The organism is Chryseobacterium sp. T20 (genome assembly GCF_047345655.1).
In the GTDB taxonomy this organism is placed as follows: Bacteria; Bacteroidota; Bacteroidia; order Flavobacteriales; family Weeksellaceae; genus Chryseobacterium.
In genome coordinates, this window is record NZ_JBLFDU010000002.1 from 654390 (window position 1) to 670634 (window position 16245).

Consider the following 16245-nt stretch of genomic DNA (forward strand, 5'->3'; position numbering starts at 1 on the left):
AGTTGGAGGGTTTGAGGGATTGAGAGTGAGGCAGTTCAAAGTTTAAAGTTCAAGGTTTAAGGTTTTTCATGATGATTAACAATTCACTTGCGAAGCAAAATTCACTATTGATATTCCTCTAACTTCTAGTTTCTAACTACTAACTTCTAAAATTTAAATATAATTAAACTAAAAAATGAAAATAACAAAAATAGCAGCCGTATTTCTGGCTATGGCATTCAGTGGAAAAATGATGGCGCAGGAAGCGGAAAAACAGTTGCTGATTAAAGATGCCGATGACAAATTTCCCATTGCGGATGTTTTGGTAAAATATGATCACGGAAACAGCCATACCCATACCGCAACAGACGGTGCATTTGCCGTTCCTGTAAAATCTCTTCCTGATACTCTTGTGATCAGCCGTCAGGGATACGATGAGGTAAAATGGGTAGTGACCAATGATGATGATAAAAATAAAGTTATTTTTTTACAGCATAAGCCTTTTCAGATTTCTGAAGTAGCCATCAATCACAGTTCATTTCTATCTGCCATTACAAAGGTTGATCTGAATAAATTTCCGGTCAGTTCAGCGCAGGATTTGCTCAGAAAAGTTCCGGGACTGTTTATTGCACAGCATGCCGGAGGAGGAAAGGCCGAGCAGCTTTTTTTAAGAGGATTTGATGCCGATCATGGTACTGATGTAAGCGTGAATGTAGACGGGATGCCTGTGAACATTGTTTCTCATGCTCACGGTCAGGGATATTCTGATCTGCATTTTGTGATTCCTGAAACCGTTAATAATATTGACTTTGGAAAAGGAGCCTATTACATGGATCGTGGAGACTTTAATACAGCCGGATATGTAGATTTTCAGACCTACAATGGATTGAAAAACAGTATGATTAAACTGGAAGGAGGTTCTTTCAATTCCAAAAGAGTGTTGGGAATGTTCAATATTCTGCATGATGATCTGGGAAGAAAAAATGCCTATATAGCAGCAGAATACAACTACACAGACGGACCTTTTGATGTAAAACAGAATTTTAACCGAGTTAATATTTTCGGGAAATACAATCAATGGTTGACTGACAAAGACTATTTCAACATCCAGTTTTCAACATTTAATTCTTCATGGAATGCTTCCGGACAGATTCCGGAACGTGCCGTAGACGAAGGAATCATTGGAAGATGGGGAAGTATAGACCCTACAGAAGGCGGAAAAACTTCCAGAACAAACCTTCAGATGAATTTCAAGCACATCATTTCTCCTTCCGAGCAGATTGATGCGATGGCCTTTTATTCAAAATATAATTTCAACCTGTATTCCGATTTTACCTTTAATTTAAAAGATAAAGATCATGGCGATGAAATTCAGCAGACGGACGGAAGGAATATTTACGGAGCCGAAGTGAAATATACGAAGACTTTCTCCTTGGCCAACAGTTCTTTAAACTGGACTTCAGGAATCGGATTAAGAAATGATGATATCAATACTCTACAGCTTAATCACGTTTATCACAGGGATCTTCTGCTGGACAGATTATCAGATGTGACAGGTACGGAAACCAATCTTCATGCCTATTCAGGATTGATCTGGAAAACAGGAAAATGGACCATCAATCCGGCTTTGAGAGTAGATCATTTTATTTTCAACATGCACAATCTGCTGGATGTGGAGCAATTGCCATCTGGACAGTCGAAAGAAGCAACAAGGCTGAGTCCAAAATTGAATTTCTCCTATGCTCAGAATGACAATGTGATGTGGTTTCTGAAAACAGGAATGGGCTTTCACTCCAATGACCTGAGGGTGGTTGTTCCCAATAAAAACGAAAATACCCTTCCATATTCTATAGGAGCAGATTTCGGGGTAAGATTGCACCCGTTCAAATCATTGATTATTACTCCGGCCTTATGGTATATGGATCTTCAGCAGGAATTTGTGTATGTAGGAGATGATGCAGTAGTAGAGCCTTCCGGAAAATCAAGACGTTTCGGGGCAGATCTTGGCGTTCGTTTCCAGCCATTGGAAAACTTTTATCTGAATGCAGATATCAATTATTCCCACGCAAGATTTACCGAAGAAGAAAAAGGTCAGGACTACGTTCCACTGGCTCCGGTAGTGACCAGTACAGGATCTGTCAACTGGGATTTCCTGAATGGTTTTTCCTTAGGACTTCAGTACAGATATCTGGGAGCAAGACCTGCAGTAGAGGATAACAGCATCAGAACGAAAGCCTATTTTGTAAATGATTTGATGCTTTCCTATAACCGTCAGAAATGGGGAGCGAATGTTCAGCTGAACAATCTTTTCAATGTAAAATGGAACGAAGCACAGTTTGCCACAGAAACGCAATTAAAAGGAGAAGCAGAACCTATTACAGATCTTACCTATACACCGGGAAGTCCTTTTGGAGTGAGAGTAGGAGTGTATTATAAGTTCTAAACAGGAGAGTGGGAGAGTAGTAGAGTGAGAGGGTGAGAGAGTTTGAGAGTAGAAGAGTTGGAGAGAGTAAATTATGGGTTTCGGGATACGTGTTTCGGGGTTTTACTATTTCCACTTTAGCTTTTTCACTCTTTTGCTTGCCTCCTTTGCTTTAAAATATTTTGTATAACTTTAAATAATCATAACAAGGATATGGAAGTACTATCCAATTTTCAATATAAAAAGCTTTTTCTACCGAATATTACGGACAAGATATTGGCTAACAATGCTGATATACAGCTGTATCGGATAGAAAATTATCTTAAAGGCATTCTGATGCCGGTGATTCCGTACCGTACCACGTTCAATTTTATTATTTTCGTTACCAATGGCCATATCAGACAGTATCTTGAAAATAAAGAATATCATGCGGAAAAAGGAGGAGTCATCTTTATTAAACAAGGCACAATCACTGCAACGGTAGAATTATCAGACGATATTGAAGGTTTCTTCCTTGCTTATGAAAATAATATTCTGTCTGAACAGGAACTTCCAAAACATAAAAGCAGTATCTTCTTCATGACTCCCTTCCTGAATCTGGACAGCCTGACATATGGAACCATTACACAGCTTCTCCCGATCATGGAACAGGAATTGTGGTTGAATAACCTCAATGTTAATGATGTAGTAGTGACGATGCTTCATTTGATTCTGATCAAAATGCTGAGCACAGATTCTGATACCCATCACAAATCCGCAACCCGCCCTATGGAACTGTCTCTTCAGTTCCGTGATCTTTTGTTCAAATATCATGTGGGAGAAAAAAGAGTAGCTTTTTATGCTGATAAACTGTCCGTTACGGAAAGTTATCTGAATAAGTGTGTCAAAGGAGTAACTCAAAAATCTCCGAAACAGTGGATCAATGAGATTGATATCAATTACAGCAAAGCATTACTTCACTCCAGTAAAGATATCGCAGAGATTGCCTACGAACTGAATTTTCATACCGCATCCCATTTTACCCAGCTTTTCAAAAAAATTGCAGGAATTACGCCAAAGGAATATAGAATCCAGTTTTTGAATAACAGCAGAATTTCAGTGTAGTAAGGCTGGAAGCAGGATGTTGGATGCTGGAGGTATTGAAGCAGGTTAAACAAAATGAGTTGAAAGTTCAGAAGGTGTTTTTAAGAGTTTCAGAACTTCACTCTTCCAGCTTCCATTCTCCCATCTCCCTACATTCTCTCGTTTTCCAGAATCTTCAGAACCAGTCTTTCTTCTTTTGTCAGATCAGCTTTTCCGTCATTTTCTTCTATAACTTCCAGTTCATCAAGATATTTTTTGATGGTATTGTTCTCGTAAAGGTTGATGACTAAAGGATGAACATAATATTTTCTGCAGACAGCCGATGTATTTCCCAGGTTTTCTGCAACGATGTCTAAGGCTTCTTTTACTTTTTTCTTGTATTGAGTATCATTTTCAGCATATCCTATTTCTTTAAAAGCAATCAAGGCACTTACCGTTCCGGACCATGTTCTGAAATCCTTAGCCGTAAAATCTTCACCACTGATCTCTTTGATATACTCATTCACCATCCCGGAATCTACAGAATGACGGTTTCCTTCATCATCAAAATACTGAAAAAGCTCTTTCCCGGGAATGTCCTTACATTTCTGAATAAGTCTTGCCAGCCTTTTACTCCTGAGGTCAATTTGATGCATGACACCTTTTTTTCCTTTAAAAGAAAAAGTGATTTTCTGGCCGTTTATCTTTACATGCTTATCCCTTAACGTGGTAAGACCAAAAGAACCGTACAGCTTTTCATACACATTATTTCCAATACGGATATTGGTTCTTTGCATAAGGCTTACAATTAAGGCCAGGATTTTTCGTTTCTCAAAATTTCTCAAGGCAAGATCCTGTTCTACATGCAGCCGGATGTCCGGTAATGCATACCCGAACTGAAGCATTCTGTAAAATTTTGTATGATTTCTTAAAGCGCTCCACAGAGGATGGTAGCGGTATTGTTTTCTTTGTTTGGCATCAAAGCCTGTTGCCTGAAGGTGGCCGTTATCAAGAGCACAGATCCATACATTTTCCCAGGCAGGCGGAATGACCAGTTTATTGATCCTTGTTATTTCTTCTTTATCCTTTATTTTCTCCCCATCTTTATAATAGGAATATTTCTTTCCTGTTTTTTTACGAATAATTCCGGCGGTTTCTGCATCGGTGGTATATACGAGATGTACCGCCTTTGCAGAAGCTTCCGGGTCCTTCATTATTTTAACAATTTTTGAAGGCTTAAGGTGAGAAATCATCTCCAAATCTGTATTCTTCTCCATAAAACATGGTTAAGAGTTTTTACCCTTCGAAAAAATCAGTAAAAGAATTCCTACTATCACACAGACTAAGATTATTCCCCACCACATTCCTGCCTTAAAAATTGTTTCTACGGCTTCACAACTTGTAAGTGTCAACAACATTAATATTGTAATACTGTAAAAGCTCCATTTTTTCATAGGTGTCAATTTTTGTGGGTGTACTAGATTCGGAGTCGGTCAGCTCTCCATTTTTTGATAGACCTTTTAATTTCGTCTCCTGAGATGTTTTCATGCAGCGCTCTGTATAAAAGCTCTTTGAATTCATCATCATAGGTAAATCTCAGTGCAGCAATCTGATCGAATTTCAGTTTCTCAGCAGTTTCATCAGACCTTTTATTGAAGATCTCAAAATAACGCTGATTAAATTCCAGAACTACCATACGGTTTTGAAGTCCCAGTGCATAATGCTGCCTTGTCATAAATGCCAGATAAAAAAGCAAAAAAATCACGACAGAAAACAATATCCAGATCAGCTGATTTCCGGGGTCGTCCCAGATTTTATAAATTCCTAAAATCTCCAATATAATAAGCAATGGAAGATAAATAAAATGATGCGGCGGATAAAATTTCCTGTGGTTATTGTAGTTTTGCTGTTTCATGAAGTAGAATGCAGCAATAATCCTTCCAAAAATTTATTATTTTAATAATGTGGTAGTTTTTTTTACTTAAAAATGATTTATTTTATTAAATATGTTTAGGAGTTTGATTTTTTTTTAAAACCTCTTTAATAATAAAGAATTATTAAGCAAAATAGCGGGTAGATTTACCTTTCCGACATCAAATTTTTTGTAACTTTCGGTGGTTAAAAATAAAAAGAATGACTTCAAAGGAAAAAGTTGCTGCGCTTCGTGAAGAAATGCAGAAAAATAATGTTGATGCATTTATAGTATATTCTGCAGATCCGCATATGAGCGAATACCTTCCTGAAGAATGGCAGGAGAGAGCTTGGCTGTCAGGTTTCTTAGGTTCTGCCGGTTTTGTGGTGATTACCAAAGATAAAGGTGGACTTTGGACAGACGGAAGATACTTTACACAAGCTGCTATCGAACTGGAGGGTTCAGGAATCGATCTTTTCAAAGATGGAATGGAAGGAACTCCCAATTATATCGACTGGATTATTTCAGAAATTCCAGCTGGTGGTAAAGTGGCAGTAAATGCTGTTGCAGCTTCTCATGCCAACTGGGAACTGCTTTCTCAAAAATTCAACTCCAAAAATATTACACTGGCAGATGCTCCGCTTTTAAAAGAAGTATGGAAAGACAGAGGAACTCCATCTGCTAATCCTATTTTTGTTCACCCGGTAGAAAGAGCAGGTAAATCTGTATCCGATAAAATCTCTGCAATCCGTCAGAAAATGGAAGAGCAGGAAGCTACCGTACACATTATATCAAGTCTGGATGATGTGGCATGGACAGTGAATTTGAGAGGAAGTGATGTAGAAAGCAATCCGGTATTCTTAGGATATATTGTGATTACTAAAAATGATGCTGTTCTGTTCACAGGATTAGAAAAAATGGAAGTGGCTGCAAGAAAACAAATGGATGATTCCTTTGTAAAAATGATGCCTTACGAAGAATTCTACAATTATCTGAAAACTTTCAAAAACGAAAAAGTACTGGTTTCGCCAAACAGCAACCAACAGATTTTTGAAACATTAAAATCAGACAATCAGTTTATCAAAGCTCCGGTTCCCGGTAACCTGATGAAAGCTCAGAAAAACGATACTGAACTGGAAGGTTTCAGAACAGTAATGGTAAGAGACGGAGTAGCAATGGTGAAATTCCTTTATTGGTTAACGCACAATGCAGGAAAAGAAGCCATGAATGAATATTCTATCGGACAAAAACTGAGAGGTTTCCGTGCAGAAGGTGAAAACTTTGTAGGAGAAAGTTTCGGATCTATCGTAGGATATAAAGACAATGGTGCTATCATGCACTATTCTGCTAAAAAAGAAGGAAGCAAAGAAGTAACCAATGAGGAAACTATCCTGGTAGATTCAGGAGGTCAGTACCTTGAAGGAACTACAGATATTACAAGAACTTTTGCCTTAGGAACCCCTTCGGAAGAGTTTAAAAGAAATTCAACATTGGTACTACAGGGATTGATCCGCTTATCTATGGTGAAATTCCCGAAAGGAACAAAAGGAGTACATCTTGATGCTATTGCAAGACTTCCTCTATGGATGGAAGGTAAAGATTTCAACCACGGAACAGGACATGGAGTAGGAAGCTTCATGAATGTACACGAAGGGCCGCAAAGCATCAGAAAAGAGCTGAACCCTCAGGAACTTCTTCCGGGAATGGTATGTTCAAATGAACCTGGTTACTATCTGGAAGGACACTATGGAATTCGTCACGAAAACCTGATTGCTGTAAAAGAAGCAGAAAAAACAATTCACGGAACATTCTATGAATTTGAAACATTAACATTCTGCCCGTTCTTCAAAGATACAGTAGTAAAAGAGATTCTTTCAGAAAGCGAAATCGCATGGCTGAATGGTTACCATAAAACATGTGAAGAAAAGCTTGCTCCACACTTGGAAGGAGAAGTTAAAGAGTGGTTCTTGCAATTGGTAAGCCCACTTTAATACAATCAATGGTGAAAGCAGATGACAATCATAGCCTTAAACCTTGAATGGTAAACATTAAACTGAATATTGTTAGATAATCCAAAAGTCCTGTAAGGTATTTCCTTCAGGGCTTTTCTTTTTATACAACCGTATTTTTACGGATATAATTCTAGGGATTCCACTGACGCGTAAAAAATAGAGGTGACCTATCTTTGTTACAACAAAACATCATTCATATCTTCATAAATAACTCAAGTAAATTCAAAACGGTAGATCATCTCGTCCTGAGATGATTTTTTTTTGTTTTCAATTGGAATTTATCAATATGCTTATGCTTAAAAAGAGGTTGTCTCAAAAGTGTCATTCTGAACGAAATGGAATGTAGTGAAGAATCTCATGTATTTGTTATTAATGAGATTCTTCCTTCGTCAGAAATCGAAGATTCGACGTAGTCAATGACATAGACCAAATTATTTCACTTTTGAGACAGTCTCCGTCTTTGCTTTCTTAAAATAGAATTCTATAAAAATTAAAACTTTGCGTTTATAAACAACATTGCCTCCATCTTTTTATTTATTTTCGCTGAAACTTATTTGATATCATGGAACGTGACTATTTTCGAAGCTTTAATCTGTTTTCAGAAGATGAAATTGAAGAATTTTTGAAGTTTTCTGAGTTCAGACTTATCCGTAAAAATGATTATTTCATACAGGAAGGAGAGCTTTGTAAGGAAGTCGGATTGGTGAAGTCTGGTATTTTCCGTTCTTTTTATACTTCTGATGAAGGAAAAGATATGACCTATTGCTTCAGGTTTCCCAATCATATGATCGCAGCCTATTCCTCATTTGTTTCCGGATGTCCCAGCAAAGAAAGTATGCAGGCTATTACCAATGCTGAGGTGATTATCCTTAAAAAAGAAGCGGTAGATGAACTGGTGAAGAATAGCATAAACTGGACGAAATTTTTAAAGATTATTGCAGAACAGGAATATCTTGAACTAGAAACACGGTTTTTTCAGCTTCAGAGAAACAGCGCAGCCCAACGGTACGAAACATTAGTAAAGAATCATCCTGATTATATTCAAAACATTCCATTGCAGTACCTCGCTTCCTATCTTGGCATTACCCAAAGACACCTGAGCCGTATCAGAAAGGAAATTTCTTTTTAGACATTTGTCCTGCTTATTGAAACAGCAGCGCTCTACTTTTGTCAAAAAAAGTTATGGAGCAAAATATTCTGATTATTGGTGGAAACGGATTGGTGGGAAAAACAATTTCCCGAATCCTGAAATCAAGAAATCCTCATGTTACTGTTTTTATTGGGGGAAGAAAAGGTGGAAAAACAGATAAAGACCTGAAGATTGATGTTACAGACCCTTCCTCTTTTAAAATTATTTCCGACAAGAAAATACACCTCATCATTCTTTCTGTAAACGATAAAGAAGACCATGTACTTCGTTTTGCGATTGATCATCAAATAGATTATCTGGATATTACAAAACCTACTCCGGCTTTGGTGAAAGCTTACGATATTGCAGGGAAATCAGACATCAACAGCAGAATTGTCTTCAGTTCAGGATGGATGGGCGGGATTGTCCCTGGATTGGCTAATATCCTTTCAGACTCAGGAGATATTAATGAAGTAAAACTCTTTGTCTATTATTCCGTAAAGGATCTTGCAGGCAAGAGTTCAGCTCACTTTATGGCAGAAAATGTAGCCGTTCCTTTTGTGCATTATAAGAACGATAAACCGGTTTCTATACGGCATTTTCTTGATACGGAAACCTTCAGTTTTTCTTATGGAATCGGGCCGAGAAGTGCCTATAATTTTGATGTTCCGGATCTGTATATTCTCAACAAAGTGGAAAGGATTTCTGATGTGAGTGTGAAGATGACCTACAATTCAAAATTTATTACCTGGCTGCTGGGAGTATTTCAATACCTCAGAATCTACAATATTTTGTCTTTAAAAGAACGGAAAATGATTTTTGGATCCAGTGGTAACGGAGATCAGGCGGTCTTTGAAATTGTAGTTGATGATCAGTCAGGACAAAAGAAACTGAGTTTGCAGAGCGAAAAAGGACAGGCGGAATTAACCGCTTTATCTGCTGTTCTGCACACCGAAGAGCTATTGAGAAATCCTCATGAAAACAAGGTGTATTTCAGCCATCAGCTGCATGAGCCCTTATCATTAATGGCACAACTTAATGCCTATGATACAATTAATATTTATGTGAAATCATGAAAAAAATAGCCATTATCAACGGACATCCCAATAAAGATTCCTTTAATTTTGGGGTAGCAGAAACTTACAGATTGGGAGCAATAGAAGCAGGAGCAGAAGTGAAAGAAATTGTCATAAAAGATTTACAGTTCGATCCCAATTTACAGTTTGGATATCAGAAAAGAATGGAGCTTGAGCCGGATTTGCTGAAAGCCTGGGAAATTATTCAGTGGGCAGATCATTTGGTTTGGGTACATCCGGTTTGGTGGGGAGGATTTCCTGCCTTAATGAAAGGATTCATAGACCGACTTTTTTTGCCGGGGATGGCTTATAAATACCGTGAAAATTCTGTCTGGTGGGACAAGCTTTTAAAAGGTAAAACAGCCCATATCATAACAACATTAGACCAACCGGGATGGTATTACCGCCTGTTTTTTGGCAGGCCCAGTGTGAATCAGCTTAGAAAATCTATCCTTGAATACTGTGGGGTAAAACCGGTGAAGGTGACTTATATTGGAATTATCAGAAATTCTAAAGAGGAGCAGCGGTCTCAATGGTTAAGGAAAGTGAAGGAATTAGGAAAGAAACATAAATAATTTGCAGCTTATTTTTAGGTAACGAAGAATGATAACTTTATCCGGTAATAATGTCTTTTATTATCAGATAAAGTTTCATTTTTAAAGAAATTATTTAAACTTATCAAAAAATATAGGATATATATTAAAACCATGAAGAAGGATTAAGAAATAAAGTATAATTAAGATGAATCATTCTGATTTTTAAGCTTAAAGCGAAGCTTATCTTAATACTCTCAACGCCTTAATACAATCTTAATGGTTCAATAAACAAAAGTTTAAATAAGTTTAAAGTAAATACTCTTGTTCCCATTTTTACAGCCCTTTTTTACCCTCAATCCAATACGCCTGTGATTTGATACATTTTGGTGATACGCCTCTGGCTTTAAGAAATTTTCTGATTAATGACATTCTTTCTCCGTTTCCTGTAAGATAAAACACAACTTCATCATCAGAAATTGAATCTTTTTCTTCTCTCAGGAAATCATTCAAAGATTCAATCATTCTCATGGTATTATTTTTGGGACAGTGATACCCATATAAATTCAGCTTTTCAAGAGCAGAACACTCATCCAGCTCATGAAGGCAAATGAATAAAGAACCGCATTCCTCTACGGCTTCCTTGATTGAAAGGGAACTTCCCAAAGAAGTTTCATCCCCTACAGAAAAATGAATTTTGGCATTGGAAGCAAAGAATTGTTTTCCTCTGGGCATTAAAAGTTTGATAGAATCTCCTTTTGTTAGTCTGGTTACAAAATTACTTCCGGCAGCAGACATATCATGCAAATGAAACAAAACATCGAAAGTTCCCGCTTCTTTGTTGAAATTAAAAGGAGAATAATTCCTGAAATCCCTGTCGTTGATTCTTATTCCAATGGCATAGGCAGGTTCATAAAGTACATCCTGTAATTCAGTTTCAAAGCGTATCAGTCGAAGATCATTGGTAATCTGTTCTATATGGCTAACGGTACATTCTTTAAATTTGGAGGACCAAACATTTTCTACGGTGTCATTGATCCATTTTGGTAGGCTTGGCATAAATTATTTTTATTGCAAAGGACGTTGCAAAATCAGAAAATACCGATAGCGGTTTCGGGGAATTAATTGGACTATTCGTGGTTAGATATCTATTGGTGTTGATTCCGGAATTCTGATGGAGATTGGTCTTCCAGTTTGGAAAACAAACGGCTGAAATAGGTGTGATCACTGTATCCCAGTTCATAAGCCACCTCTTTTATACTCAGATTGGTAAAGACCAGTAATCTTTTGGCTTCAATCAAAATTTCCTGATGAATCCAGTGTTGTGCAGGCTTTCCTGTGACTTCACGAACCGTTTCCGTTAAATATCCTCTTGTGATATGTAAAGTTGCAGCATATTCAGATGGACTTTTCATGGTTTTAAAATCTTTCCGAACCAAAATCCTGAAGGCTCTTGACAGCTGTAAAGCACGGTTTTCATCCGAAACCGGAGAAATATTCTTCCGGGAATACATCAGAGCAAACATTCCGAGAAAAGCATTAAGCAGTGATTGAACGATGAGAAATCCTTCTTTAGTGGAAAGCATTTCGTTCGTATAAGATGCATGAAGTAAACTGGCTGTTGTATTGATCTTTTTGACAAGACTTTTATCCATAGGCAGCGGTTGTATTTCACCCAACGATTCATCAAAAAAAGAACGTACCGAATCCGGAACAAGTCCTGCTTTTACCGCCACAAACCATCCGCAGACATTTTTCATTAAAAGTCCCTGATGTACCTGCCCGGGTAATACACAGAAAATAGTGGAATCTTTGGCTTCAACTGTTTTAAAATCAACCATCATTCTTACATGTCCGCTTTCCATGCAGGTGAAAATATAATGACTATCACGATGGATTCCTTTGTCCAGAAGAATATCCTCAGCTTCCTGAGTACGTTTATCCATCCTTTTGACATGGAATTGATGATGGGTAATACCGTTTAAATCATAAGTGGGAATCGTCTGTTTCATCTTTAAACCTGTTGTGATGAGGGTAATACGGAACAGCAAAATTACGTATTTTCACGGTTTTACATCCGGAATATTAATCTCAAATTCGCGGTGCATAACCATGATGCTTTCTTCAAGTCAGATTTTATATGAATATACACCGGAATTCGGAACAGAAAGAAACCTGTTCCGGATTTTATTTTGCTTTTGAAAATGCCATTTTTATGGCTAAATAAGTTAATACACTGGCCATAAACCATTTCTGGACTTTTATCCAGACCGGATTATTAGAAAAGAATAAGGCAACTCTTGCAGCTGTTAATACAATGATAAAGTTGATGCTGAAGCTTAATACAACCTGGACGATTCCAAGTTCTAAACTTTGAGTAAAAACGGAACCATATTCGGGTTTGATAAACTGAGGGAAAAAGGACAAATAGAAAACGGCAACTTTGGGATTGAGTACATTCGTCAGGAAGCCTACTGTAAAGAGTTTTTTGGGACTGTCATGGCTAATGTTCTGATCCACATCGAAAATATTTTTACTGTTGGGACGAACCGCCTGATAAGCCAGATACAGAAGGTAAACGGTTCCTGCAGTTTTGAGTAAGGTATAAGCAAATGGTACGGCTAAAAGCACTGCTGTAAGACCAAACGATACCATAATGATGTGAAATATAAAGCCACAGATGACTCCCGTTAATGAAATAAATCCCGATTTTTTTCCCTGCGTGATGGATTTTGAAATCAGATAAATCATATTAGGACCGGGGCTGATGGCTAAAATAAGCGCAGCAATCATAAAAAACGGAAGCTCTTGAAATGGAATCATAGGTAGTTTATTAAGAAGAGACTGTTATCCTGTGCAAAGATACACACTGTTCATGATTCGATTTTATGAAAAGAAGAAGAAAGCGTAAATTTTTCTCAAATTATATTTTATTTTCCACCTGAATGTGATTTAAAAAATAGAGCAGTCTGTTTTTTTTGTAAATTTCAACTCATAAAATAATTATCATTCACAAATAAATATTATCATGACTACTGAAAACATCTTTGAAGCTATCAGAAAATGGAAACATCTTATTGATTCCTACAAAAACGGAATTGATACAAATGGAGCAGAAATTTTGAATTATTTGAATCAGGGAACTCACTTCAGCGTTTCAGGTGAAGACATTGCACTGTGGGAGAAAAATTTTGGAACTGATAACTTCAAAATGATCCATGCTTATGTGGGAATTCATGAAGGTCAGCTGAAATTCTTCCTGATTGATTCTAAAAGTGACAAAGATGCTCATTTCAATACCATTCTTGTTAAAGATTTCTTAGTAAAATTCAGTGAATCAAAAATAGAAAGCAGCAATGATATTGTGATAGATGTTCCTCCCATTACTGCTGAATCAGCCATTAACCGTAACTTCAGATGGAATATGTTTGGGACTTCCTGGCTGCAGGCTCAGAAAACACAAGATATTTTTCAATTGATTTCCATACCGTTTTCAGATTATGAGAATATTGGAGTTACCGAAGGACAGACGTGTACCAGTTTCTTTGGACTTACAGATGATCTGGAAAAAAAAGATCCCGACTTCCCTTATCATATCGAAATCATTACCGTGAAAAGTCTGGCCATTAATCATATGAGCGAGACTGCTGAAAATTATTCTACACCAAGGCCTCCTTTTACGATTATTGATACTCTTAATGATTATCAACTTCTGAAGCAAAGCACCAGTGTTTTCGTATAACAGCCTATCCCTGTATTTACAAATTATGATTAATCTGGTCTTATGTACCGGATTGATTGTACTGATAAAAGAAGGGATCAAAACAAAACTTCCTGTGATTATACTCCTCTCAGGAGAGTTGATGCTGGAGCTGACGGACTTAACGGACCGGCTGATGAAATTAAATACACTTAATATCTACAATTATACATTAAGTCAGTTTTTTGGTTTGATGATTCTTACGGTGATTTATAACCATTATTATATCCAGCTTTCCCTTAAATTAAGATGGATGATCTATTGTTATGCTATATTGGCACTGATTACTAATCTGTTATATGTGCAAGACGATACACGGATTACTTTTTATTCCAATATTATCACCAGTATTATTATTTGTAGCTATGCCGCCTCTTATTTTATGAAAATCATCAGGGAAGGCAGGGCAGACAGGGATATGTTTATTGTGAACATCCTTGTTTTCCTGTTTTTTTCTATAGAATGTATCATATCCACTACCTTTAATTTTTTAATCAGCAATCATCTGAGTTGGGTAGCACCTATCTGGCTTTTTAGAGGGATCTTACTATTGTCTTTTTATATAGCATTTATTAATCTGGGATGTGGCGTTGGGAAAATCAGGATCAGATAGTTCTATGGATATGGATCGGTATTGGATTGTTTTCTTTAACAACATTATTCGTTACGTTGTTAGTGATTAGTTATTTAAAAAGCATAAGGAAAAATAAACAGAAAGTTTCCCGTTTGGTCCGGAATTCAAAAAATGAATATTGGGACAACATGCTGCTTTGGCAGGAACAGGACAGAGAACGGCTGGCAGAAGAACTTCATGATAATATTATTTCACAATTGAATCTTATCCGTTTGAATCTCAATGATAAAAAACCGGAAGATCTTAATCATGATTTAAAAAGATCAATGCAGCTGATAAGGGAGTTATCTCATAATCTTACACCGCCTGATCTCGATGAGATAGAGCTGGAAGATTTAATTGCAGATTATCTTGATCAGATCAATAAAAATATAGAGGTTATTTTCCGCCATATGACGATAAGGACAACCATCAGTAATCCCGTAAAACTGAACCTTTTCAGAATTATTCAGGAACTGATCACCAATATTTTAAAACATGCTGAGGCCACAAGAGTGGATGTCTCCTTAAGAATCTCTCTGAACTATTTGATACTAACCATAGAAGATAACGGTCGTGGATTCGCCATTGAAAAACAATCAGGAGGTATTGGACTGAGGAATATTCAGTCCAGAGCACAAAAAATTAAAGCAATTTATAAACTTAAGACACAGCCTGAAAAAGGTACAAAATTCATTGCCTGTATGGTATTACAATAAAAAATAAACATGGAACACTCAAAAATTAAAATCGGAATTGTAGATGATGACCTGCTGTTTGTACAGCTTTTGAAAAATTATATTGAAAATAAAGGAGATTATCAGGTGGTTCTGACCGCTACAAATGGATATCAGTTTCTCGCGGAACAGGATTCTGTAACCTTTGATATTCTCATTCTGGATCTGAGGATGACCAATGGAGATGGCCTTGAAGTCATGGCGGAACTTGCCAAAAAAGAAACCGAAACAAAAATCATTGTTCTTTCCAGTTTCTACCGTCGTTCATTCATGGGGCAGATGCTGAAAATGGGTGCTCATGCTTTTTTACCCAAAGAAATTGAACTCGAAGAATTGTTGTCGGTTATCAAAACCGTTTATCATACAGGACATTATTTTTCCAATGACCAGATTGATGTCATGAGAACCCAGCTTTCCAATAAGCTTCCGGAGTTTCATGCGTTTTCAAGAAATGAACTCACAGAAAGAGAAATCGATGTTTTAAGATTGGTTTGTCAACAACTGAGTACCAAAGAAATTGCAGATTCATTGTTTATTTCACCCAAAACGGTAGAAACTCACAAGACCAATTTGATGATCAAAACCGGAGTGAAAAATATGGCCGGACTTGTTATTTATGCCGTACAGAATAAGGTGATAGATCCGGATGAGATTGTATTGTTTGATAAATAGTTTGATCCAAAAAGAATCAGGGAGCACATTAATGCACTCCCTGATAACAAGAAATCTAAAAACACTATAATTTAGGATGTAAAATTTTAGCAATAGAAACTGCATCTGCCACAGTATCCAGGCTGTAGATCTGGATAACACCTTGTGTAGTGGCTGCCTGACCTAAGATGTTCTGTTGGTTTTGTGCATTCACTGCATTTTCAAACATAATTCCTGTAGAATGGGCAGCAGATTGATATACGTTGGCAAGAGCCATTGCAGGAGATTCTCCCACTACTTTTACGTTCGATTGCGTTACTGCATCTGTGATTTGTTCGTTTACTGGCATAATGATTATT

Annotated in this window: 16 protein-coding genes; 10 read left to right on the forward strand and 6 right to left on the reverse strand. The window is 37.0% G+C overall.

The features are described from left to right. Window positions 1-175: 175 nt before the first annotated feature. Window positions 176-2422 (forward strand): TonB-dependent receptor, encoded by a 2247-nt coding sequence (locus tag ACMA47_RS08295; RefSeq protein WP_413929419.1) that lies wholly within the window; start codon window positions 176-178, stop codon window positions 2420-2422. 192 nt (window positions 2423-2614) lie between these two features. After that, window positions 2615-3505: a helix-turn-helix domain-containing protein gene (locus tag ACMA47_RS08300; RefSeq protein ID WP_411413974.1), complete on the forward strand. Its 891-nt coding sequence runs from the start codon at window positions 2615-2617 to the stop codon at window positions 3503-3505. A 128-nt stretch (window positions 3506-3633) separates the two neighbouring features. On the opposite strand, the gene ACMA47_RS08305 is transcribed toward ACMA47_RS08300, so the two are convergent. Then, on the reverse strand, window positions 3634-4740 hold the full coding sequence (locus ACMA47_RS08305; protein ID WP_413929420.1) for a DNA topoisomerase IB: 1107 nt from the start codon (window positions 4738-4740) through the stop codon (window positions 3634-3636). Window positions 4741-4940: 200 nt separating this feature from the next. Continuing rightward, on the reverse strand, window positions 4941-5378 hold the full coding sequence (locus tag ACMA47_RS08310; protein ID WP_413929421.1) for a DUF6526 family protein: 438 nt from the start codon (window positions 5376-5378) through the stop codon (window positions 4941-4943). A 218-nt stretch (window positions 5379-5596) separates the two neighbouring features. Here ACMA47_RS08310 and ACMA47_RS08315 point away from each other — a divergent pair, with 218 nt between their 5' ends. The 4 genes from ACMA47_RS08315 to ACMA47_RS08330 all read left to right on the forward strand — a co-directional run bounded on the left by ACMA47_RS08315 (window position 5597) and on the right by ACMA47_RS08330 (window position 10167). Then, entirely contained in the window at window positions 5597-7366 is a 1770-nt protein-coding gene (locus tag ACMA47_RS08315) for an aminopeptidase P family protein (protein ID WP_413929422.1), read from the forward strand. Window positions 7367-7949: 583 nt separating this feature from the next. After that, on the forward strand, window positions 7950-8516 hold the full coding sequence (locus ACMA47_RS08320; protein ID WP_413929423.1) for a Crp/Fnr family transcriptional regulator: 567 nt from the start codon (window positions 7950-7952) through the stop codon (window positions 8514-8516). Between the two features lie 53 nt (window positions 8517-8569). Continuing rightward, window positions 8570-9592, forward strand: a complete 1023-nt coding sequence (locus ACMA47_RS08325; RefSeq protein WP_413929424.1) for a saccharopine dehydrogenase — start codon at window positions 8570-8572, stop codon at window positions 9590-9592. Then, entirely contained in the window at window positions 9589-10167 is a 579-nt protein-coding gene (locus ACMA47_RS08330; protein WP_413929425.1) for an NAD(P)H-dependent oxidoreductase, read from the forward strand. Before ACMA47_RS08325 ends, ACMA47_RS08330 begins: the two co-directional genes overlap by 4 nt. A gap of 294 nt (window positions 10168-10461) precedes the next feature. On the opposite strand, the gene ACMA47_RS08335 is transcribed toward ACMA47_RS08330, so the two are convergent. From ACMA47_RS08335 to ACMA47_RS08345, 3 genes are all read right to left on the reverse strand, one after another. Then, window positions 10462-11184: a siderophore-interacting protein gene (locus ACMA47_RS08335; RefSeq protein WP_413929426.1), complete on the reverse strand. Its 723-nt coding sequence runs from the start codon at window positions 11182-11184 to the stop codon at window positions 10462-10464. An 89-nt stretch (window positions 11185-11273) separates the two neighbouring features. Beyond that, window positions 11274-12137 carry a helix-turn-helix domain-containing protein gene (locus ACMA47_RS08340; RefSeq protein WP_413929427.1) on the reverse strand — a complete coding sequence of 288 codons (864 nt, stop codon included), beginning with the start codon at window positions 12135-12137 and terminating at the stop codon, window positions 11274-11276. Between the two features lie 175 nt (window positions 12138-12312). Continuing rightward, complete coding sequence (locus ACMA47_RS08345; protein ID WP_413929428.1) at window positions 12313-12948, reverse strand: LysE family translocator; 636 nt, start codon at window positions 12946-12948, stop codon at window positions 12313-12315. A 205-nt stretch (window positions 12949-13153) separates the two neighbouring features. Here ACMA47_RS08345 and ACMA47_RS08350 point away from each other — a divergent pair, with 205 nt between their 5' ends. Genes ACMA47_RS08350 through ACMA47_RS08365 form a run of 4 tightly spaced genes read left to right on the forward strand, consistent with a single transcriptional unit; the run spans window position 13154 to window position 15907 of the window. Beyond that, window positions 13154-13867, forward strand: a complete 714-nt coding sequence (locus ACMA47_RS08350) for a hypothetical protein (protein ID WP_413929429.1) — start codon at window positions 13154-13156, stop codon at window positions 13865-13867. A 25-nt stretch (window positions 13868-13892) separates the two neighbouring features. Next, the gene (locus ACMA47_RS08355; protein ID WP_413929430.1) at window positions 13893-14498 is read left to right on the forward strand and encodes a hypothetical protein; all 606 of its coding nucleotides are present in this window, start codon (window positions 13893-13895) and stop codon (window positions 14496-14498) included. Beyond that, complete coding sequence (locus ACMA47_RS08360; RefSeq protein ID WP_413929431.1) at window positions 14468-15217, forward strand: sensor histidine kinase; 750 nt, start codon at window positions 14468-14470, stop codon at window positions 15215-15217. Before ACMA47_RS08355 ends, ACMA47_RS08360 begins: the two co-directional genes overlap by 31 nt. A 9-nt stretch (window positions 15218-15226) precedes the next feature. Further along, the gene (locus ACMA47_RS08365) at window positions 15227-15907 is read left to right on the forward strand and encodes a response regulator (protein WP_413929432.1); all 681 of its coding nucleotides are present in this window, start codon (window positions 15227-15229) and stop codon (window positions 15905-15907) included. 64 nt (window positions 15908-15971) lie between these two features. On the opposite strand, the gene ACMA47_RS08370 is transcribed toward ACMA47_RS08365, so the two are convergent. After that, the gene (locus ACMA47_RS08370; RefSeq protein ID WP_034697228.1) at window positions 15972-16235 is read right to left on the reverse strand and encodes a RebB family R body protein; all 264 of its coding nucleotides are present in this window, start codon (window positions 16233-16235) and stop codon (window positions 15972-15974) included. Window positions 16236-16245: the final 10 nt, after the last annotated feature.

Bases quoted from the DNA above. Each gene is read 5' to 3' on its own strand.
- ACMA47_RS08335 (WP_413929426.1), bottom strand. From the start codon at position 11,184: ATGCCAAGCCTACCAAAATGGATCAATGACACCGTAGAAAATGTTTGG.
- ACMA47_RS08295 (WP_413929419.1), top strand. From the start codon at position 176: ATGAAAATAACAAAAATAGCAGCCGTATTTCTGGCTATGGCATTCAGT.
- ACMA47_RS08330 (WP_413929425.1), top strand. From the start codon at position 9,589: ATGAAAAAAATAGCCATTATCAACGGACATCCCAATAAAGATTCCTTT.
- ACMA47_RS08345 (WP_413929428.1), bottom strand. From the start codon at position 12,948: ATGATTCCATTTCAAGAGCTTCCGTTTTTTATGATTGCTGCGCTTATT.
- ACMA47_RS08300 (WP_411413974.1), top strand. From the start codon at position 2,615: ATGGAAGTACTATCCAATTTTCAATATAAAAAGCTTTTTCTACCGAAT.
- ACMA47_RS08310 (WP_413929421.1), bottom strand. From the start codon at position 5,378: ATGAAACAGCAAAACTACAATAACCACAGGAAATTTTATCCGCCGCAT.
- ACMA47_RS08325 (WP_413929424.1), top strand. From the start codon at position 8,570: ATGGAGCAAAATATTCTGATTATTGGTGGAAACGGATTGGTGGGAAAA.
- ACMA47_RS08340 (WP_413929427.1), bottom strand. From the start codon at position 12,137: ATGAAACAGACGATTCCCACTTATGATTTAAACGGTATTACCCATCAT.
- ACMA47_RS08360 (WP_413929431.1), top strand. From the start codon at position 14,468: ATGTGGCGTTGGGAAAATCAGGATCAGATAGTTCTATGGATATGGATC.
- ACMA47_RS08370 (WP_034697228.1), bottom strand. From the start codon at position 16,235: ATGCCAGTAAACGAACAAATCACAGATGCAGTAACGCAATCGAACGTA.
- ACMA47_RS08350 (WP_413929429.1), top strand. From the start codon at position 13,154: ATGACTACTGAAAACATCTTTGAAGCTATCAGAAAATGGAAACATCTT.
- ACMA47_RS08320 (WP_413929423.1), top strand. From the start codon at position 7,950: ATGGAACGTGACTATTTTCGAAGCTTTAATCTGTTTTCAGAAGATGAA.
- ACMA47_RS08365 (WP_413929432.1), top strand. From the start codon at position 15,227: ATGGAACACTCAAAAATTAAAATCGGAATTGTAGATGATGACCTGCTG.
- ACMA47_RS08355 (WP_413929430.1), top strand. From the start codon at position 13,893: ATGATTAATCTGGTCTTATGTACCGGATTGATTGTACTGATAAAAGAA.
- ACMA47_RS08305 (WP_413929420.1), bottom strand. From the start codon at position 4,740: ATGGAGAAGAATACAGATTTGGAGATGATTTCTCACCTTAAGCCTTCA.
- ACMA47_RS08315 (WP_413929422.1), top strand. From the start codon at position 5,597: ATGACTTCAAAGGAAAAAGTTGCTGCGCTTCGTGAAGAAATGCAGAAA.